Raw genomic sequence first — 14770 nt, forward strand, 5'->3', positions numbered from 1 at the left:
CGCGGGAGATCGCCACGCACTCCCGCTCCCTGATCGTTCCTGCCGCCGTTTCGCCCGCCGACAGCCGTCCACGATTTCCCCTTCCGGATGCGACCCCACCCATCGCTACCAAAAGATGTTTTTTAACGATTGAGTCACAATTTTTCGGCCATCATCGACTTACGGTTGTCGAGAGGCCGGAAAAAACGCTCTTTCGGAAAAACAGCCGCTGATGCCGAAAACGGCAGCGATTTCTAACACCAGAACGGGAAGAATATCATGAGCAACTCCATCCTTACCAATGTCGGCGCCCAGGCTGCTCTCCAGAACCTGCGCTCGGTCGGCAACAATCTCGGTCAGGTGCAGGAACGCATCTCCACCGGTCTCAAGGTCGGCAACGCCAAGGACAACGCTTCGGCCTATTCGGTCGCCCAGACCATGCGTGCCGACGTCGCCAGTTTCAAATCGATCGGCGAAGGGCTGTCCGTGTCGCAAAGCACGGTATCGGTTGCCCGGTCGTCGTCGGAACAGGTTTCGGATGTCGTCAAGGAGATCCGCACGCTGATCACCGATGCCGAGAACCCGGCGGTCAGCAACGAAAAGGTTCAAGCCGATATTGATCAGCGCGTCAGCCAGATCGAAAGCATTGTCGGCGGCGCGCAGTTCAACGGCGTGAACCTGCTGAATGGCGGTGGTACGGAACAGCTTCTGTCGTCCGTCGACCGGGCTGGCAACGACGTTTCCGCCAGCTACATCGACGCGACCCGCGCCGACCTTCGGACCAATGGCGGCCTTGGCATGCTGGACAATCTGCGTGTGGCCGACAGCCGTGGCGCCGAGCTCGTCGACCGCGCCCCGTCGAGCGAAGCGCAGGACGAGCGGGTTGTCTTCGATCTCGGCGGGCTCGACGGTTCCACAACGGGTGAAATCAATGCAGAAATCGATGGTACCACTGTCACATATACCGTCGCCGCCGGGGATACGGCCGATGATGTCCTACAAGGTATGGCATCTGCTATAGCCGGCGAGGTCGACACGGCGACGGTGCAGAGCGGCCGGATCATCGCCGAGCACTCTAGCGCCATCAACGTCTCGGAACTGACCACCCCGTCGGCCTTCACGGGCGCAACCAGCTTCGAGCACCAGAATCTGGCGCTGGGCGCGGACGAATCCGGCGCGCTGCTGAAAACGGGCGAACAGCCGGAAGATGGCTCGGTCATTCGGTTTTCCGCCAACGGGGAAGATTACAAGATTACGGTGGACGGAGGCGGAACGAATTCGGATTTCCAACAGGATTCCGGCGTGTTCGAAGCCGTTGCCGAGGATATGACTGGGATTGTCGATGCCATAAACACCGTCACCGGACTGTCGGGAACCGCGGCCGACGCCGACAATAGCGGCATGCTGCGAATCGTCGCCGACGCGGACACCAGCCTTGGTGGTGTCAATTTGACAAGCGGCACCGGCGAAGATTTCCAGACTCTGCTCGGCAAGGTCGAATCGGCTCTCCAGGTTTCGACGAATGCGGCGGCCGAGTTCGGCTCCGTCCAGCAGCGCCTCGACCTGCAGGAGGACTTCGTCAGCAACCTGACCGACGCCCTTAATGAAGGTATCGGATCGCTGGTCGATGCCGATATGGCGGAAGAATCCGCCCGACTGCAGGCGCTGCAGGTTCAGCAGCAGTTGTCGTCTCAGGCGCTGTCGATTGCCAACAGCCAGCCGCAGAGCATTCTGTCCCTCTTCGGTTAAGCGGCGCGGTCTCATCGATACCCGGCACGGCATTGCCGGCCGGTTCCGGGGCGCCTCGAAAGCGGGGCGCCCCTTTTTTGTAACCAGGGATATCGGGAAAGGGGAACCATGATCGAGAATTCAGGCGGGCGGTATCTGCCAGTGTTGGGGGTTGTTCTTGTATTCGGGATCGCCGGTTCGGCCTTTGCCGATGTCGGCCGCGATACATTGCGCGAAACGGCCGATGCCGCCATCGACCTGATCGAGCGGGATGGCGTGGCGGCGTCCATGCCAACACTGGAAGAGCCGCCTTTTTTCGATCGTGGTTCCGGCCTTCACGTCTGGGCCATGGATGGCGATGCGATCGTGGTTCTGGATGCGTCGGAGCAGACATCGCCGGGCGACGATCTGTCGACCTTTTCGCTTGATGGCGACACGCCGGTTTCCGTTGAAATCCGCGAGGCCATTGCCGCCGGCGAGGTCATCGTCTGGCACGATCTGGTGCCTCATGCGGTAACCGGTGAACTGTCGACATCACAGGTCTGGTGCGTCGAAAGCACGGATGTCGATGGGTATGAAGAGGTTGTGCTCTGTGCCATGGCCTGGTTCGACGAGGAGTAGGGATTTCTGCCTTTTCCGATCTTAGCGGTGCCTGGCACCCATCGGGCTTCACACGTTCCACGAGAGCGTTGATAGTGTGGGCCCCGGCTCTGCAAAGCAGCATTTCATGCTGCATTGCGTCCGGGGCAGGGGAATTTTTGCGGCGTCGCCGCTCTATCACCTCCCCGGAGGTGCGAAGCGCCATCCGGCAACTGTGTTTATTGCCTCAGCTTCCGCCCTCTATTTCAACCCCGGAAGCACGAAGTGCTGTCCGGGGTCTACACGTTCCGCGAGAATGTTGATAGTGTGGGTCCCGGCTCTGCGAAGCGTCACTTTGTGCCGCATCGCGTCCGGGGCAGGGGAATTTTTGCGGCGTCACCGCTCGATCACATCCCCGGAGGTGCGAAGCACCGTCCGGCAACTGTGTTTATTGCCTCAGCTTCCGCCCCCTATCTCATCCCCGGAAGCACGAAGTGCTGTCCGGGGTCCACACGTTCCGCGAGAATGTTGATAGTGTGGGTCCCGGCTCTGCGAAGCGTCACTTTGTGCCGCATCGCGTCCGGGGCAGGGAATTTTTGCGGCGTCGCCCCTGTATCCCGTCCCCGGAGGGGCGAAGCACCGTCCGGCAACTGTGTTTATTGCCTCAGCTTCCGCCCCCTATCTCATCCCCGGAGGTGCGAAGCACCGTCCGGCAACTGTGTTTATTGCCTCAGCTTCCGCCCCCTATCTCATCCCCGGAGGTGCGCAGCACCATCCGGGGTCCACACGTTTCGCGAGAACGTTGACAGTGTGGGCCCCGGCTCTGCGAAGCGTCACTTTGTGCCGCATCGCGTCCGGGGCAGGGGAATTTTTGCGGCGTAGCCCCTCTATCACTTCCCCGGAGGTGCGCAGCACCATCCGGGATCCACTACTAACGCGAGAATTTACCGTGCAGCCCTGCGTCTACATCATGACCAATCGTCGCTGCGGTACCCTTTATGTCGGATCGACCAGCGACATAGTCCGCCGGGTGTGGGAGCATCGGCATGCCGAGGTCGCGAGCTTCACGAAGCGGTACGGGATCCGGCTCCTCGTCTATCTGGAATACTACGAACTGTTGCTGGAAGCCCGCCGTCGCGAAGCACTGATCAAGCGATGGCAGCGGCCATGGAAGATCCGGCTTATCGAGTCGTTCAATCCGCAATGGTGCGACCTGTCGGCCGAACTCCCCGGCCCTCCACAGAAAACAATCCCATCATCAGGAATATAATCCTTGACCCGAAGCGGCAACTTTAAGTAGAATAACCGCAGCAGGGCGATAGCTGTATCCGATCACAGCGCGCGAACCATCCGGTTCGCGCGCTTTTTTGCGTTCAGCGTCTGGGCGCCGCCGGTGAACTCCGGTGGTGCCAGCGGTGCAGGCATATCGTCCTGGCTTTTGCTCACACATCAAAGGGAGAGCCAAACCATGGCTTTGACCACCGAAGGTTACAACATCGCCGCCGCAGCCATTGCCGCCGCCATTGCCGAGGTGTCCCTGCACGGCGACACCCCCGGCGCCGAGGGCGCGGCCGAAATCGAAGGCGGCGACTATCAACGCCTGCCGGTTTCGTGGTCGGACCCCTTGGCGGGGTCGGTCGGCGCGACCGAGGCAGCGGCCGGCACGCTGATCTTTGCCGTGCCCGCGAATGCGACCGTCGCCCATATCGGCCTTTGGTCCGCGGACGGCGTCTTCCTGGGCGCCGCGCCGGTTCCCGAGCGCAGCTATACCGAGGCTGGCGAGTACCGCATCAGCGCCCTGACCGCCCTGGTTCATGCGTGCCATTGAGGCCGACATGAAAGTTTCGAAAACCCTTCACCGCTGATGAATGGGAGATGACGAGAATGATTGAATATTTGGCCGGCGTGGCTGGTCGGTATGGTGGCTCCAAGGCTCTGCGCGCTGATGGTAGCGAAATTTGGTATCAGGATGAATATCGGCATGTCACCGCAGTCGCGTTGGCACCTGATGGATCGGCCTTTCAGGTCAATGAAGACCGAAATCAGGGTGCGACCGTCCTGCGGCTCGCGTCAGATGGTACCGTTCTTTGGGCCCGAAATACCGGGTCCAATGCCAACGCGCTCGCGTTGGTCGCCGATGGTGGCGTCGTAGTCGGAACGGATTCCGACTCATCGGGCAGCCTATGGCGCTTCAGCGCCAATGGCGATTTGGTATGGACCGCCAATACGGGGCTGAGGGTCCTCGCCGTTGCCGTTACCACCGACGGCCGGATCGTCGTCGGTGGTGCGGGCAGCCAGGTCCCGAGATTGCAGCTTTACAGCCCGGCGGGCGACCGCATCTGGTCCGCCGACCACGGTGGGCACGTCCGCGCAATCGCGTCCACGGCCGATGGTGGTTGGGTTGTCGGCGGCGACCGGACGGCCGGTATGACGGTTCGCCGCTATCGCGATGACGGGCTGCAGATCTGGCTGGCCGACGTCAGCGATGAAGTGCGTGGACTGGCGGCAATGCCGGACGGCGAAGTCGTCGCCGTCGGGGATCCCCCCAGGTCGGGCCGGCCGAACATCTTCCGTCTGTCTGTCGACGGGATGCTACAATGGTCCTCGGTCGTGACGACCGGTTACCTGCAAGGTGTGGCGGTCGATAGTACGGGTATGATCTGGGTCACCGGCTATTGGGATGACGAATACAATACCGTCTTCAAACTCAATGCTGGCGGCGGATTGATTTGGTCCGGCCCGCCGATCCGCGGTAACAGTGCATCCAATGGTTCCGGTATCGCCGTCCCTGGACCGAACTTCGCCTTCCAGCCAGCAGCACAGGACCTGGTTTCGCCGCCGCTGACGCTGGATATCGGCGTGGCGCTGGGGGTTATCACGCCCTATGGCACGGTTACCGGCGATCCATTGGATGGCGATTCTTCCGGCGATGATCAGTCAGGCGGTGATCAGTCAGGCGGTGATCAGTCAGGCGGTGATCAGTCAGGCGACGACCAACCCGGCGATGATCAGTCGGGCGATGACCAGTCCGGCGACGATCAGTCCGGCGGCGACCAGTCGGGCGATGACCAGTCCGGCGGCGACCAGTCGGGTGACGACCAGTCGGGTGACGACCAGTCCGGCGACGACCAGTCCGGCGATGACCAGTCGGGGGACGATCAGTCTGGCGATGATCAGTCCGGCGACGACCAATCCGGCGATGACCAGTCGGGTGACGACCAGTCGGGTGACGATCAGTCGGGCGACGACCAGTCCGGCGGTGATCAGTCCGGTGACGACCAGTCCGGCGACGACCAGTCGGGCGATGACCAGTCGGGAGATGACCAGTCTGGCGACGACCAGTCTGGCGACGACCAGTCCGGCGATGATCAGTCGGGTGACGACCAGTCGGGCGACGACCAGTCCGATGGCGATGGGTCGGGCCGGTCCTGCAGTTGCGTTCCATGCGGACCGGCAGTGCACCCGGATGCCGTGCGGGCGATCGACCAGTGCGGCGGCCGGGCCGGTGCGCATCCGGCGCTTCGCCCCCTCAAGCTGCGCAAGGTCGTGACCACGACGCAGTTCGAATGGGCCTGATCTGACAGCCTGATCGACGGCCTGATCGAAGGGCTGGGGCGGCGCGTCTGGATACCGGCGCGCCGACGATCTTCACACCTATTTCAATTTTCCGAGGTTATGACCATGACAGCCATTCTGTTCTTCGGCGAGGTCGCCGATGACGGCTACGCCCCCGTGACCGGCGTCAATCTGCGCCCCGACACGCTGACGGCCGACGCCAGGGCCAAGGGTGTCGCCATTCCGGCCTGGCCGCCCGCCGAAATGCCGGAAGACGCCGGCGGCTCGGCCTTTGTCGACCCCGAGACGGCGGAGATCGTCTGGCGCGAGAGCACGCCGGCCGCGGAATAGCACCGCCGATCCAAGTTTAACCCGTCCCGACCCGGTCGCGATAGATGCCGGCGATCTCGGCGATGGTCGATTCCATTTCGACGAATGCCGACTCGAGAATCGACTCGCCGCTGTCGGGTTCACCGCTGTCGTTTTCCGGGCTACTGCTGCCCAGGAACGGATTCATGATCGAGCAGCGCAGGCAGAATATCGCGTCGGGCGGGGTGGTGTCGGGGCCGATCAAACCCAGCCGGCGGGCAAAGGTGTCGATGAACACATCGCCATAGGTCGCGCGCTGGAAGATGGTCTTGGTCATCATGAAACGGTGACTGCCGACCGGCTCCATCGGCGCGACACCGACATGAAAGGCGTCGTAGATTCGACCGTTGAAGCGGCTGAACAGGTCGAGCGACGATTGCGGCCGGCCGTCTTCATCGATCAGGTTGAAGGCGAAATCGACCACGTTCTGGTCGGGGCCCATGGCCTTGAGCAGGGCCATTGCCTCGGGATCGCGGCGGATGGCCGCAATCGGCTGCCCGATCACGCGGCGGCGCAGGATCTCGATCTCATCTTCATTAGCCGGGCAGGCACCCTCGGCCTCCCGCCCGCGCTCTGACGGCAACCGGGACAGCGGCACCGCAATGAACGGCAGGCCCCGCCCGTTCATCGACCACAGGCGGGCGGTGAAGTCGCGAGCGTTCAGCATCGATCGCTCGATTAGCTGGCCATGGCCCGAAACGCTGGGGCGGATGCACCGGTGGCTCAGAAACACCGATGCCGCGGCCGCGCCGGGCCGCGATCCCTCCAGCCCGAATATCCCGACCGTCGGCTCGCCCGGCTTTACCGAGGCTGCGCCGCCGATATAGGCGCCGGTAAAGGTGGTCAGACGCCGGATTTCCCCATTGCGATAGCTGATCGACCCGGCAGGATACTGGATATAGCCCCATTTGTGCGGGTCGATGGTGATGCTGTCGACATCGCGCAGCCGCGTCATGGATTCGATGACCGAATCGCTGATGGGTACGGTTTCGGTGTCGGTGACGAACGGCTCGACATTCTTGTGAAGCTGGGTCTCGGGGTCCTTGTCGGCCCGATCCGGGGCGCTGGCAAAGGTAAAATCCCGGCGCACCCGGGTCAGCATGTAGCCGCCCCAGGCGGCGTCGGCATGAACGGCGAAGTCCAGACCCTTCAGACGGTATTCCTCGCGCACGGCCAGCAGATCGGAAAGCGGGTCGACCGCGCCTTCCTGTGTGCTGCCGATGACCGCGACGACAGTCTGTACCGGAATCCGGCGCAGCAGGCACCTGTCCAGCTTTTCCCGCAGTCGGCCGATATCCATGCGGCCGTCGGCGTCGACGAAGACGTCGATCAGTCGGTCGCCGCCGATGCCCATGGCGGCGGCCGCTTTCGGCCAGGAATAGTGCTTGCTCGACGGCACCATGATCACCGGTGGTCCGCCCAGTTCGTCGCCGCCCCGGCATTCCTGAACCCGCGCGATCGAGGCCGGCCAGCCGATGCTGTTCAGGCAGAACGGCAGCATGGCGTTCCAGGCGTCGTAGCGCGAGGCGAGTCCGGCGGTCTGCGCCATCCGCTGGGGAAGGGTCAGCGCCTCGTCCAGTGTGACATTGGCCAGATCCCAGGCGGTCGCGCCCAGCAGGCGTACCGGCTGGCCGTCGCAGGTGGTAACGGTCAGGTCACGCGCCTTTGCCAGCGGCGCGCCGTCGCGGTCGGCCCGCAACAGCGCCAGACGGGCCGAGAACGGCAGGAACCGTGCCTCGCGGTGGGCCCACAGCGACTCCAGATTGGCGATGGTGCCGTTTGACGTCAGATGCGACCACGGCAGGATTCCCATATCGCCGCGATAGCCGATCATGTTGCAGATATCCCAGCCGACCAGCATCGCCAGCGGCGTGGCCGCCGTCGACGCCTGCATGGTGGCGGTGTTGCCGTTCTGCAGCATTCCCGCCATGTATCCGGCCAGTCCCGGCAGCGTGGTGTCGGACAGCATATGGCCGTTATAGCGCGGGCTGGAAAAGGGCGTCTCGTAGGCGGTCAGGAATTTCATCAGCTCGTCGACGGCGGCGCGCATCGTATCGACCGTCTGCCGGAAATCGTCCCGGCCGCGCATTTCGTCGGTGATGGCCACCGGATCGTCGGCATAGGCCCCACGCCGGGCCCCGACGATGCCGTCGACGATGGTGGTGACCAGTTCGCGCAGGATCCCCTCGTTCTCGCCCTTGGGCCCCAGGAACCAGGCTTCCGCCGTTCCGACGACGCCGTTGGGTGCGTCCTGGTGCGTTATGTCCGGCACGTCAGTGAAGCCACCGACGGTGAGGGCCCCGTCCTTGTTCAGTCCGATATCGGAATATTCGAACGCTTTGGCGATGCGGTCGCGATGGTTCATCTGGCATTCCTATGAGCGGTGGTGCCGTTCACGGCCATGCCTACACTGTATACGTATCAAAATGCACGTATAGGATGTGTTTTTCGATAACTGTCGCGATAATGGCTGCGTCAGCGCTTACGCGGAGCGGGGGATCCGGCCTTCAGACCAGTGCAGGCGCAGGGTGCCGAGCGGCACCTTGGCTTCTGCCCGGCTTCGGTACCGGTTGGCCAGGGCTTCCGCGGATTGCGGATCCGCAGGGCGCGCCCGGATCGGCAGCAGTATGTCGGTATCGATATGGCCATCTATGTAATGCAGGGTGATGGACTCGATCTCCGTCGCGCCGGGCAGATCGGCCCAGGCACGCTGCAGTGCCGGCAAGGCGACCGACCGGGGCGGCAGCGCGTCGAGACGTCCCTGCGGCGTCGATTCGTCCGGTTCAACGTGGATGGAGACATCGGCCAGTTCGTGGACCTCGCGCGTTACCCGTTCGCGCACGGCCTCGCTGATTCGGTGCGCTTCGGAAACGCTGAGCATCGGGTCGACCAGCACTTCGAGATCGGCATAGGCGTCGGCCCCCATCCGGCGCGTCCTCAGCATTCCGATTTCACGGACCTCGGGCACCGACAGCACGACGTCGCGGATCGTCTGGGTGCGGGCGCGCGACAGACCGGTATCGACCAGTTCCTGAATGCTGGGCCATATGCAGTCCCAGCCGATCTTGATCAGCATACTGGCGATCAGAATGGCCGCCAGCGCATCGAGCAGTGGCAGCCCCGCCATCGCACCGGCGATGCCGATCAGCGCCACGCCGGATGACAAGGCGTCGCTGCGGTGATGCCAGGCGTTGGCCTTGAGCAACTCCGAGCGCAGCCGGCGCCCGGCGGCGATGGTATATCGATAAAGCCATTCCTTGACGACGATCGATACCGCGGCGGCGGCAAGGGTAAGGGCACTGGGCGTGACGGCGGCGCTGTCGGAAGCAATGCGTATGGCCGCCCCATAGGCCATGCCGGCGGCGACCGCGATCAGCAGCAGCCCGACCCCGACCGTCGCCAGTGTTTCGAAACGGGCATGGCCATAGGGATGGTTTTCGTCCGCGTCCTGGCTGCCGGCCCTGACGGCCAGCAGGATCGCACCGTCGCCGATCAGATCGCTGAGGGAATGAATGCCGTCGGCGACCAGCGCCTGCGAGTTGCCCAGAAACCCCAGAGCGACCTTGCCCACGGCGAGCGGCAGGTTGACAGCGATGCCGACCAGTGTGACGCGCCGCTTTTCGGCGAATGGTTCCTGTCCGCTCATCGTCGTGCAAAACCCTTGAGACTGGTCAGGAAATTTAGTGCCAAAGATTGAACAGCTGTTCAACTGTTTTCGGTTGGGCGTCGCCGCATCGATAACGGTCGCCCGCCATCGGTCGCAAGGAAGGTTGACAGCGGCCATCGTCCGGAGCGACCAACACCGTTGGCGGCGTTCTTTTGCAATCGGGGTCTTCCCATGTCCAGTCTTGTTCTCGTGGTCCGGCATCGCAACCTCAAGGCGGTGTACGGCGTTTGGATCGAAAAATGCGAAGGCGAGACACTTCCCACGGCGGCATCGTTCGAGCCGGGGGATCTGAGACCATGGCTGGATCACACCGTCCTGATCGATATCGGTGACGCCGACGGCGCCGATATGCGATACAGTTTTTATGGTGACGGTCTGATCGAGGCTTTCGGCGTCGATATGACCGGCCGGACGATCGCGCCGATGGACGATGGCCGGACCGATCTTCTGGCCGAGGATTATCGCCAGGTCGTCCGCACCCGTCTGCCGATCGCCCGCATCGTCACCGACACGTTTCAGAATGGTACGGGTCAGGGTGGTGCTGGCCAAAACGGTCCTGGCGCGTGGGAAGGGCTGATGCTGCCCCTGTTCGACGATGCCGGGACGGTCGTGAAAATTCTCGCGGCGATGTATCCGCTGGATCGGTGACAAATCAGCGTATCGGTTGAGGCTCTGCGGCAAAGCGGGAAGAATTCGAGCATGACCATGAAAGACGAACAGCCAGGCCGTGGCGATATGGCCAGCAGCGCGGAATTCAACTTCTGGTGCGCGTTGAACGACCTGCCCTTCCGTCTGTCGCTGAACGAGTGGCCCGACGGTGGCCGTGAATGGGATGTTGAGGTTCTCGGCGCGCCCGGCGCGGAGGCGGCGACCGCCTATGGCACGGGCCAAACCGACGAGAGCGACGCGATCATGCTGGCCCAGGCGTTCATTGCCGGTGTCGAATGGACCGGTGTTGAATGGACCGGTGGCGAGTGGGCGTTCCTGGACGAGAGCGCCACCGCCGACGAGAATCCCGCCGAGGGCGAAGCCGAAGCTGAGTCCGGGTCAGAGGCCGGGGTCGGTGCCGGGTTCCGGGATGGGCCGCCCGAAAGCCGAGATGAACACCCGGACCAGCACCGGGACGAAGAGCAGGACGATGAAACCGGCGATCGCGACGCGGAACTTGGCGCCGCTTCGCCCGATCTCGACACCAATACGGCCCCGGAGCCGGCCCCTGATACGGATAGCCCCGAACCGCTGGAAGTTCCGAACCCCGGCGCCCCCCTCTCGGCAGATGCCGACGAAGACGAAGCAGTGTCATACGATATTGTGTCAGAGTGGGGCGGCAGTTTGCCGCCGGACGACGAGATCGAAGATGACGATGAAATCGCCGACGGTGATCCGTTGGATGATGAACGCGGTCGGGACGAAGGGGTCGATGACGACGGCGAATTCGACGCCGATAGCGGCCATGGCGTCGTTATTCATCGTCCGGCCCCGACTCCGATTCCGTCTCCGACTCCGGCCCCGTCGCCCGACGGTGGGGCCGACGAATGGCGCGCCGTAGAGGCGGGTGCGGCACAGGGCTATGCCCGCCCCGATGCGGCGCTGTTGCAGGCGCCCGGCGGGTCCGACCTGCCGGCGGTCGATGAACCCACGCTGGCCCGCAATGCGCGCAGTCTGGAAACGGTGCTGAGCAATTTCCGGGTCCGCGGAGAGATCATGGACGTGCGGCCCGGCCCGGTGATCACGCTGTATGAATTCGAACCCCGGCCGGGCACGAAATCCAGCACCATCATCAATCTCGCCGACGATATCGCCCGCTCGATGAGCGCGGTCACAGCACGCATCGCCGTGGTTCCGGGGCGCAGCGTTATCGGGGTGGAACTTCCCAACCCGGTGCGCGAAACGGTATATCTGGCCGAGATTGTCGGATCCGATTCATATCGCCATTCAAAGGCACGGCTGCCGCTGGCGCTGGGCAAGGATATCGGCGGTCAGCCGGTCGTGATGGATCTGGCGACGATGCCGCACCTGCTGATTGCCGGCACGACCGGTTCCGGCAAATCCGTCGGCATCAACACCATGATCCTGTCACTGCTGTTCCGGCACACGCCCGACCAGTGCCGGTTGATCATGATCGACCCCAAGATGCTGGAACTGTCGATCTATGATGGCATTCCGCATCTGCTGACGCCGGTGGTCACCGATCCGAAAAAGGCGGTGGTCGCGCTGCGCTGGGCCGTGCGCGAGATGGAAAGCCGATACAAGATGATGTCGGCCCTGGGCGTGCGCAACATCGACACCTATAACCGCAAGGTCGCCGATCTCAAGGCACGCGGCGAAATGATCCACCGTCAGGTCCAGGTCGGTTTCGACAAGGAAAGTCGCCAGCCGATCATGGAGGATCACGAGGTCGACCCCGTCGAACTGCCCTTTATCGTCATCGTCGTCGACGAAATGGCCGATTTGATGCTGATGGCCGGCAAGGATATCGAGGCCGTCATCCAGCGGCTGGCGCAGATGGCGCGGGCGGCCGGCATCCATCTGATCATGGCGACGCAGCGGCCGTCCGTCGATGTGATCACCGGTACGATCAAGGCGAATTTCCCGACCCGGATCAGTTTCCAGGTGACGTCCAAAATCGACAGCCGGACAATTTTGGGCGAGGCCGGGGCCGAACAGTTGCTGGGGCAGGGCGATATGCTGTCGCTGGCACCGGGCGGCCGGATCACCCGCGTGCACGGCGCGTTCGTGGCCGATGCCGAGGTCGAGCGGATCGCCGACTATCTGCGCGCGCAGGGCGAGCCCGACTATATGCACACGATCACCGAGGAAGACGGTGAAGACGTGTGGGAATCCACCGCCGCCGGTATGGATATGGGCGACGGTGGCGACGGCTCCAGCGGCGACGATCTTTTCGACCGCGCCGTGGCGGTGGTCCGCCGGGAGAACAAGGTCTCGGTCAGCTTCATCCAGCGCCACCTCCAGATCGGTTACAATCGGGCGGCGACGCTGGTCGAGAAGATGGAGGCCGACGGCCTGATCGGCCCGGCGAACCATGTGGGCAAGCGCGAGATCCTGCTGAACCGCGCCGATCACTAGCGGCGGCGGCCGGCGGATCTATGCGAGTCGTGCCGACATGCGGTCGGTGACCGTCGCCTGGCGCGCCGTGCCGGTGGCCGCCAGATGCGCCCTCGACCGCTCGTAATCGGCCTTGGCGCCGGGGTCCTTGAGACCGCGCGTGTTGATATCGACATTGAGCAGTACGGCATGAAGCGCGCCGTGCAGCAGGTTGGCGCCGGCCCCGACATCCGAGACGATCATGTCGCCGACCATGCCCTCCGCCCTGATGGCCAGATCGAGCCCCTCCAGGCAGGCGGCGGCGGCATTCAACGGCACTTCGGTTGCGACCACGGTGGCGCCGGCGATCGCCTCTTTGCGGGCCGCTTTTTCGTCATCGGTTGCCTTCGGCAGGCGCAGCGCCTCCATGAAGCCCTCGAAGGCTTCGATATCGGTGTCCGCGAACTCCGAAACCCGGGCCATCAGGTCCTCAGCCGAGCTGATGAGAGTTTCGAGATCGGCGATTTCCGCATCGGATCGCGCCTTGTCCCGTGTGACGCGCAGTGCCATCACGATCAGGGCAACGCCGATGGCAGCCGATGCCATGGCGGCCGATCCGCCGCCGGGAGCCGGATTCGGCTCGGCTGTCCGGTCGCGGAATTCGGCCAGTCCCCAGGTCCAGACGCTGTCGGCCCTGTTCCCGGTGTCGGGAGCGTTCGTTGTCGTCTTGTTGTCGCCTGTCATATCGACCTGTTCCTGCTTGCGTTCGGTTCCGGTGGCTACGATTGTTGCTGCAGGGCGATCGCCTGCATCAGATTGCTGAAGATCAGTGTCGAGGTCAGTGGCCCGACCCCGCCGGGAACGGGCGACAGCGCGGCGACGATCGGCGACACCGCAGCGTGATCGACATCGCCGCAGAGGACGCCGTCGACGACATTGATACCGGCATCGACCACCACCTGGCCCGGGCGCACATGATTGGCCCCGATCAGGCCCGCCCGGCCCGCGGCGACGAAGATCAGATCGCACGGCGCCAGAGCCGCTGCCAGATCGGGCGTCTTCGTGTGGCAGATCGTCACCGTGACGTCGCGGTTGACGAGCATCGGCGCCAGCGCCCGGCCGACCGAACGGCCGCGCCCGACGACGGCGGCGCGTTTTCCGGCAAGGGGGCCGACCAGTTCCGCCAGCCGGATGCACGCGGCCGGCGTCGCGGGCGCGATGGCATTGGCTTCCCAGCCGGCGGCGACGAGGCCCAGATTGGTCGTGGTCAGGCCGTCGACGTCCTTTGCCGGCGTGATCCGGGCGATCGCTTCCTCGGCGTCCAGCCCGGGGCCGAGCGGCAGTTCCAGGATCACGCCATGAACATTCCTGTCGGCGCACAGAGCGTCGATTGCCTGGTTGAGCGCCTGCTGGCCGCGTGTTGGCTCAATCGTTGTCACCGACAGGCCGATGCCCAGTTTTTCGGCCATTCGCCCCTTGGCGCCGGCATATTTGGCCACGGCCGGATCGTCGCTGCCGACGACCACCGCGAGATGCGGCGTCGTGCCGTTCTCGACCAGTCTGGCGACCCGCGCCGCCAGTTCGGTGCGGATGCCGGCAGCTACCGGCGATCCCCTCAACTCCGTGGCGCCGTCTTTGCGCTGTGGTTCGTCGGTCATGGCCGGCATGTTCTCCTGTTCTCGTTGAAAAGTGGGCGCGGGCCATCCGCCAGTTTCACGCTCCCGGGGGCCTCCGGGGGTCGCTCGGCGTCCAGCGTGCCCGATTCCCGATCGTAGAGCCTCGACATTCTTTGCTTACAAGTCCATAACACGGCCCGATTTGCTGGTAACGACATGTCCTGGCGCAAAT

12 protein-coding genes are annotated in these 14770 nt (G+C 63.8%); 8 read left to right on the plus strand and 4 right to left on the minus strand.

The features are described from left to right. Positions 1 to 258: 258 nt before the first annotated feature. From ABZ728_RS15180 to ABZ728_RS15205, 6 genes are all read left to right on the plus strand, one after another. On the plus strand, positions 259 to 1728 hold the full coding sequence (locus ABZ728_RS15180; protein WP_366657065.1) for a flagellin: 1470 nt from the start codon (positions 259 to 261) through the stop codon (positions 1726 to 1728). A 108-nt stretch (positions 1729 to 1836) separates the two neighbouring features. Beyond that, positions 1837 to 2328 (plus strand): hypothetical protein, encoded by a 492-nt coding sequence (locus tag ABZ728_RS15185; RefSeq protein ID WP_366657066.1) that lies wholly within the window; start codon positions 1837 to 1839, stop codon positions 2326 to 2328. A 907-nt stretch (positions 2329 to 3235) separates the two neighbouring features. Beyond that, positions 3236 to 3556, plus strand: a complete 321-nt coding sequence (locus ABZ728_RS15190; RefSeq protein ID WP_366657067.1) for a GIY-YIG nuclease family protein — start codon at positions 3236 to 3238, stop codon at positions 3554 to 3556. Positions 3557 to 3754: 198 nt separating this feature from the next. After that, positions 3755 to 4114, plus strand: a complete 360-nt coding sequence (locus tag ABZ728_RS15195; RefSeq protein WP_366657068.1) for a hypothetical protein — start codon at positions 3755 to 3757, stop codon at positions 4112 to 4114. A gap of 56 nt (positions 4115 to 4170) precedes the next feature. After that, positions 4171 to 5862 (plus strand): hypothetical protein, encoded by a 1692-nt coding sequence (locus ABZ728_RS15200; protein ID WP_366657069.1) that lies wholly within the window; start codon positions 4171 to 4173, stop codon positions 5860 to 5862. 105 nt (positions 5863 to 5967) lie between these two features. Next, on the plus strand, positions 5968 to 6192 hold the full coding sequence (locus ABZ728_RS15205; protein ID WP_366657070.1) for a hypothetical protein: 225 nt from the start codon (positions 5968 to 5970) through the stop codon (positions 6190 to 6192). Between the two features lie 16 nt (positions 6193 to 6208). Here the strand turns inward: ABZ728_RS15205 and ABZ728_RS15210 are convergent, their stop codons facing one another. Both ABZ728_RS15210 and ABZ728_RS15215 read right to left on the minus strand, forming a co-directional pair. After that, entirely contained in the window at positions 6209 to 8575 is a 2367-nt protein-coding gene (locus ABZ728_RS15210; RefSeq protein ID WP_366657071.1) for a pyridoxal-dependent decarboxylase, read from the minus strand. A 117-nt stretch (positions 8576 to 8692) separates the two neighbouring features. Next, positions 8693 to 9856, minus strand: coding sequence for a cation diffusion facilitator family transporter (locus tag ABZ728_RS15215; RefSeq protein WP_366657072.1), 1164 nt, complete (start codon positions 9854 to 9856; stop codon positions 8693 to 8695). A 192-nt stretch (positions 9857 to 10048) separates the two neighbouring features. Between ABZ728_RS15215 and ABZ728_RS15220 the strand changes: the two genes are divergently transcribed. After that, positions 10049 to 10525 carry a hypothetical protein gene (locus ABZ728_RS15220; protein WP_366657073.1) on the plus strand — a complete coding sequence of 159 codons (477 nt, stop codon included), beginning with the start codon at positions 10049 to 10051 and terminating at the stop codon, positions 10523 to 10525. Positions 10526 to 10576: 51 nt separating this feature from the next. Then, positions 10577 to 12964: a DNA translocase FtsK gene (locus tag ABZ728_RS15225; RefSeq protein WP_366657075.1), complete on the plus strand. Its 2388-nt coding sequence runs from the start codon at positions 10577 to 10579 to the stop codon at positions 12962 to 12964. 18 nt (positions 12965 to 12982) lie between these two features. Here ABZ728_RS15225 and ABZ728_RS15230 read toward each other — a convergent pair whose 3' ends face one another. Further along, positions 12983 to 13666, minus strand: a complete 684-nt coding sequence (locus ABZ728_RS15230; RefSeq protein WP_366657076.1) for a cyclodeaminase/cyclohydrolase family protein — start codon at positions 13664 to 13666, stop codon at positions 12983 to 12985. A gap of 35 nt (positions 13667 to 13701) precedes the next feature. Then, positions 13702 to 14580 (minus strand): bifunctional 5,10-methylenetetrahydrofolate dehydrogenase/5,10-methenyltetrahydrofolate cyclohydrolase, encoded by an 879-nt coding sequence (locus tag ABZ728_RS15235; protein ID WP_366657077.1) that lies wholly within the window; start codon positions 14578 to 14580, stop codon positions 13702 to 13704. Between the last annotated feature and the right edge of the window lie 190 nt (positions 14581 to 14770).

Source organism: Fodinicurvata sp. EGI_FJ10296, from assembly GCF_040712075.1.
GTDB lineage: Bacteria > Pseudomonadota > Alphaproteobacteria > DSM-16000 > Inquilinaceae > JBFCVL01.

Excerpts from the sequence above, each read along its gene's own strand:
- ABZ728_RS15185 (WP_366657066.1), top strand. The coding sequence starts at position 1,837 with ATGATCGAGAATTCAGGCGGGCGGTATCTGCCAGTGTTGGGGGTTGTT.
- ABZ728_RS15220 (WP_366657073.1), top strand. The coding sequence starts at position 10,049 with ATGTCCAGTCTTGTTCTCGTGGTCCGGCATCGCAACCTCAAGGCGGTG.
- ABZ728_RS15230 (WP_366657076.1), bottom strand. The coding sequence starts at position 13,666 with ATGACAGGCGACAACAAGACGACAACGAACGCTCCCGACACCGGGAAC.
- ABZ728_RS15225 (WP_366657075.1), top strand. The coding sequence starts at position 10,577 with ATGACCATGAAAGACGAACAGCCAGGCCGTGGCGATATGGCCAGCAGC.
- ABZ728_RS15215 (WP_366657072.1), bottom strand. The coding sequence starts at position 9,856 with ATGAGCGGACAGGAACCATTCGCCGAAAAGCGGCGCGTCACACTGGTC.
- ABZ728_RS15235 (WP_366657077.1), bottom strand. The coding sequence starts at position 14,580 with ATGACCGACGAACCACAGCGCAAAGACGGCGCCACGGAGTTGAGGGGA.
- ABZ728_RS15195 (WP_366657068.1), top strand. The coding sequence starts at position 3,755 with ATGGCTTTGACCACCGAAGGTTACAACATCGCCGCCGCAGCCATTGCC.
- ABZ728_RS15180 (WP_366657065.1), top strand. The coding sequence starts at position 259 with ATGAGCAACTCCATCCTTACCAATGTCGGCGCCCAGGCTGCTCTCCAG.
- ABZ728_RS15210 (WP_366657071.1), bottom strand. The coding sequence starts at position 8,575 with ATGAACCATCGCGACCGCATCGCCAAAGCGTTCGAATATTCCGATATC.
- ABZ728_RS15205 (WP_366657070.1), top strand. The coding sequence starts at position 5,968 with ATGACAGCCATTCTGTTCTTCGGCGAGGTCGCCGATGACGGCTACGCC.
- ABZ728_RS15200 (WP_366657069.1), top strand. The coding sequence starts at position 4,171 with ATGATTGAATATTTGGCCGGCGTGGCTGGTCGGTATGGTGGCTCCAAG.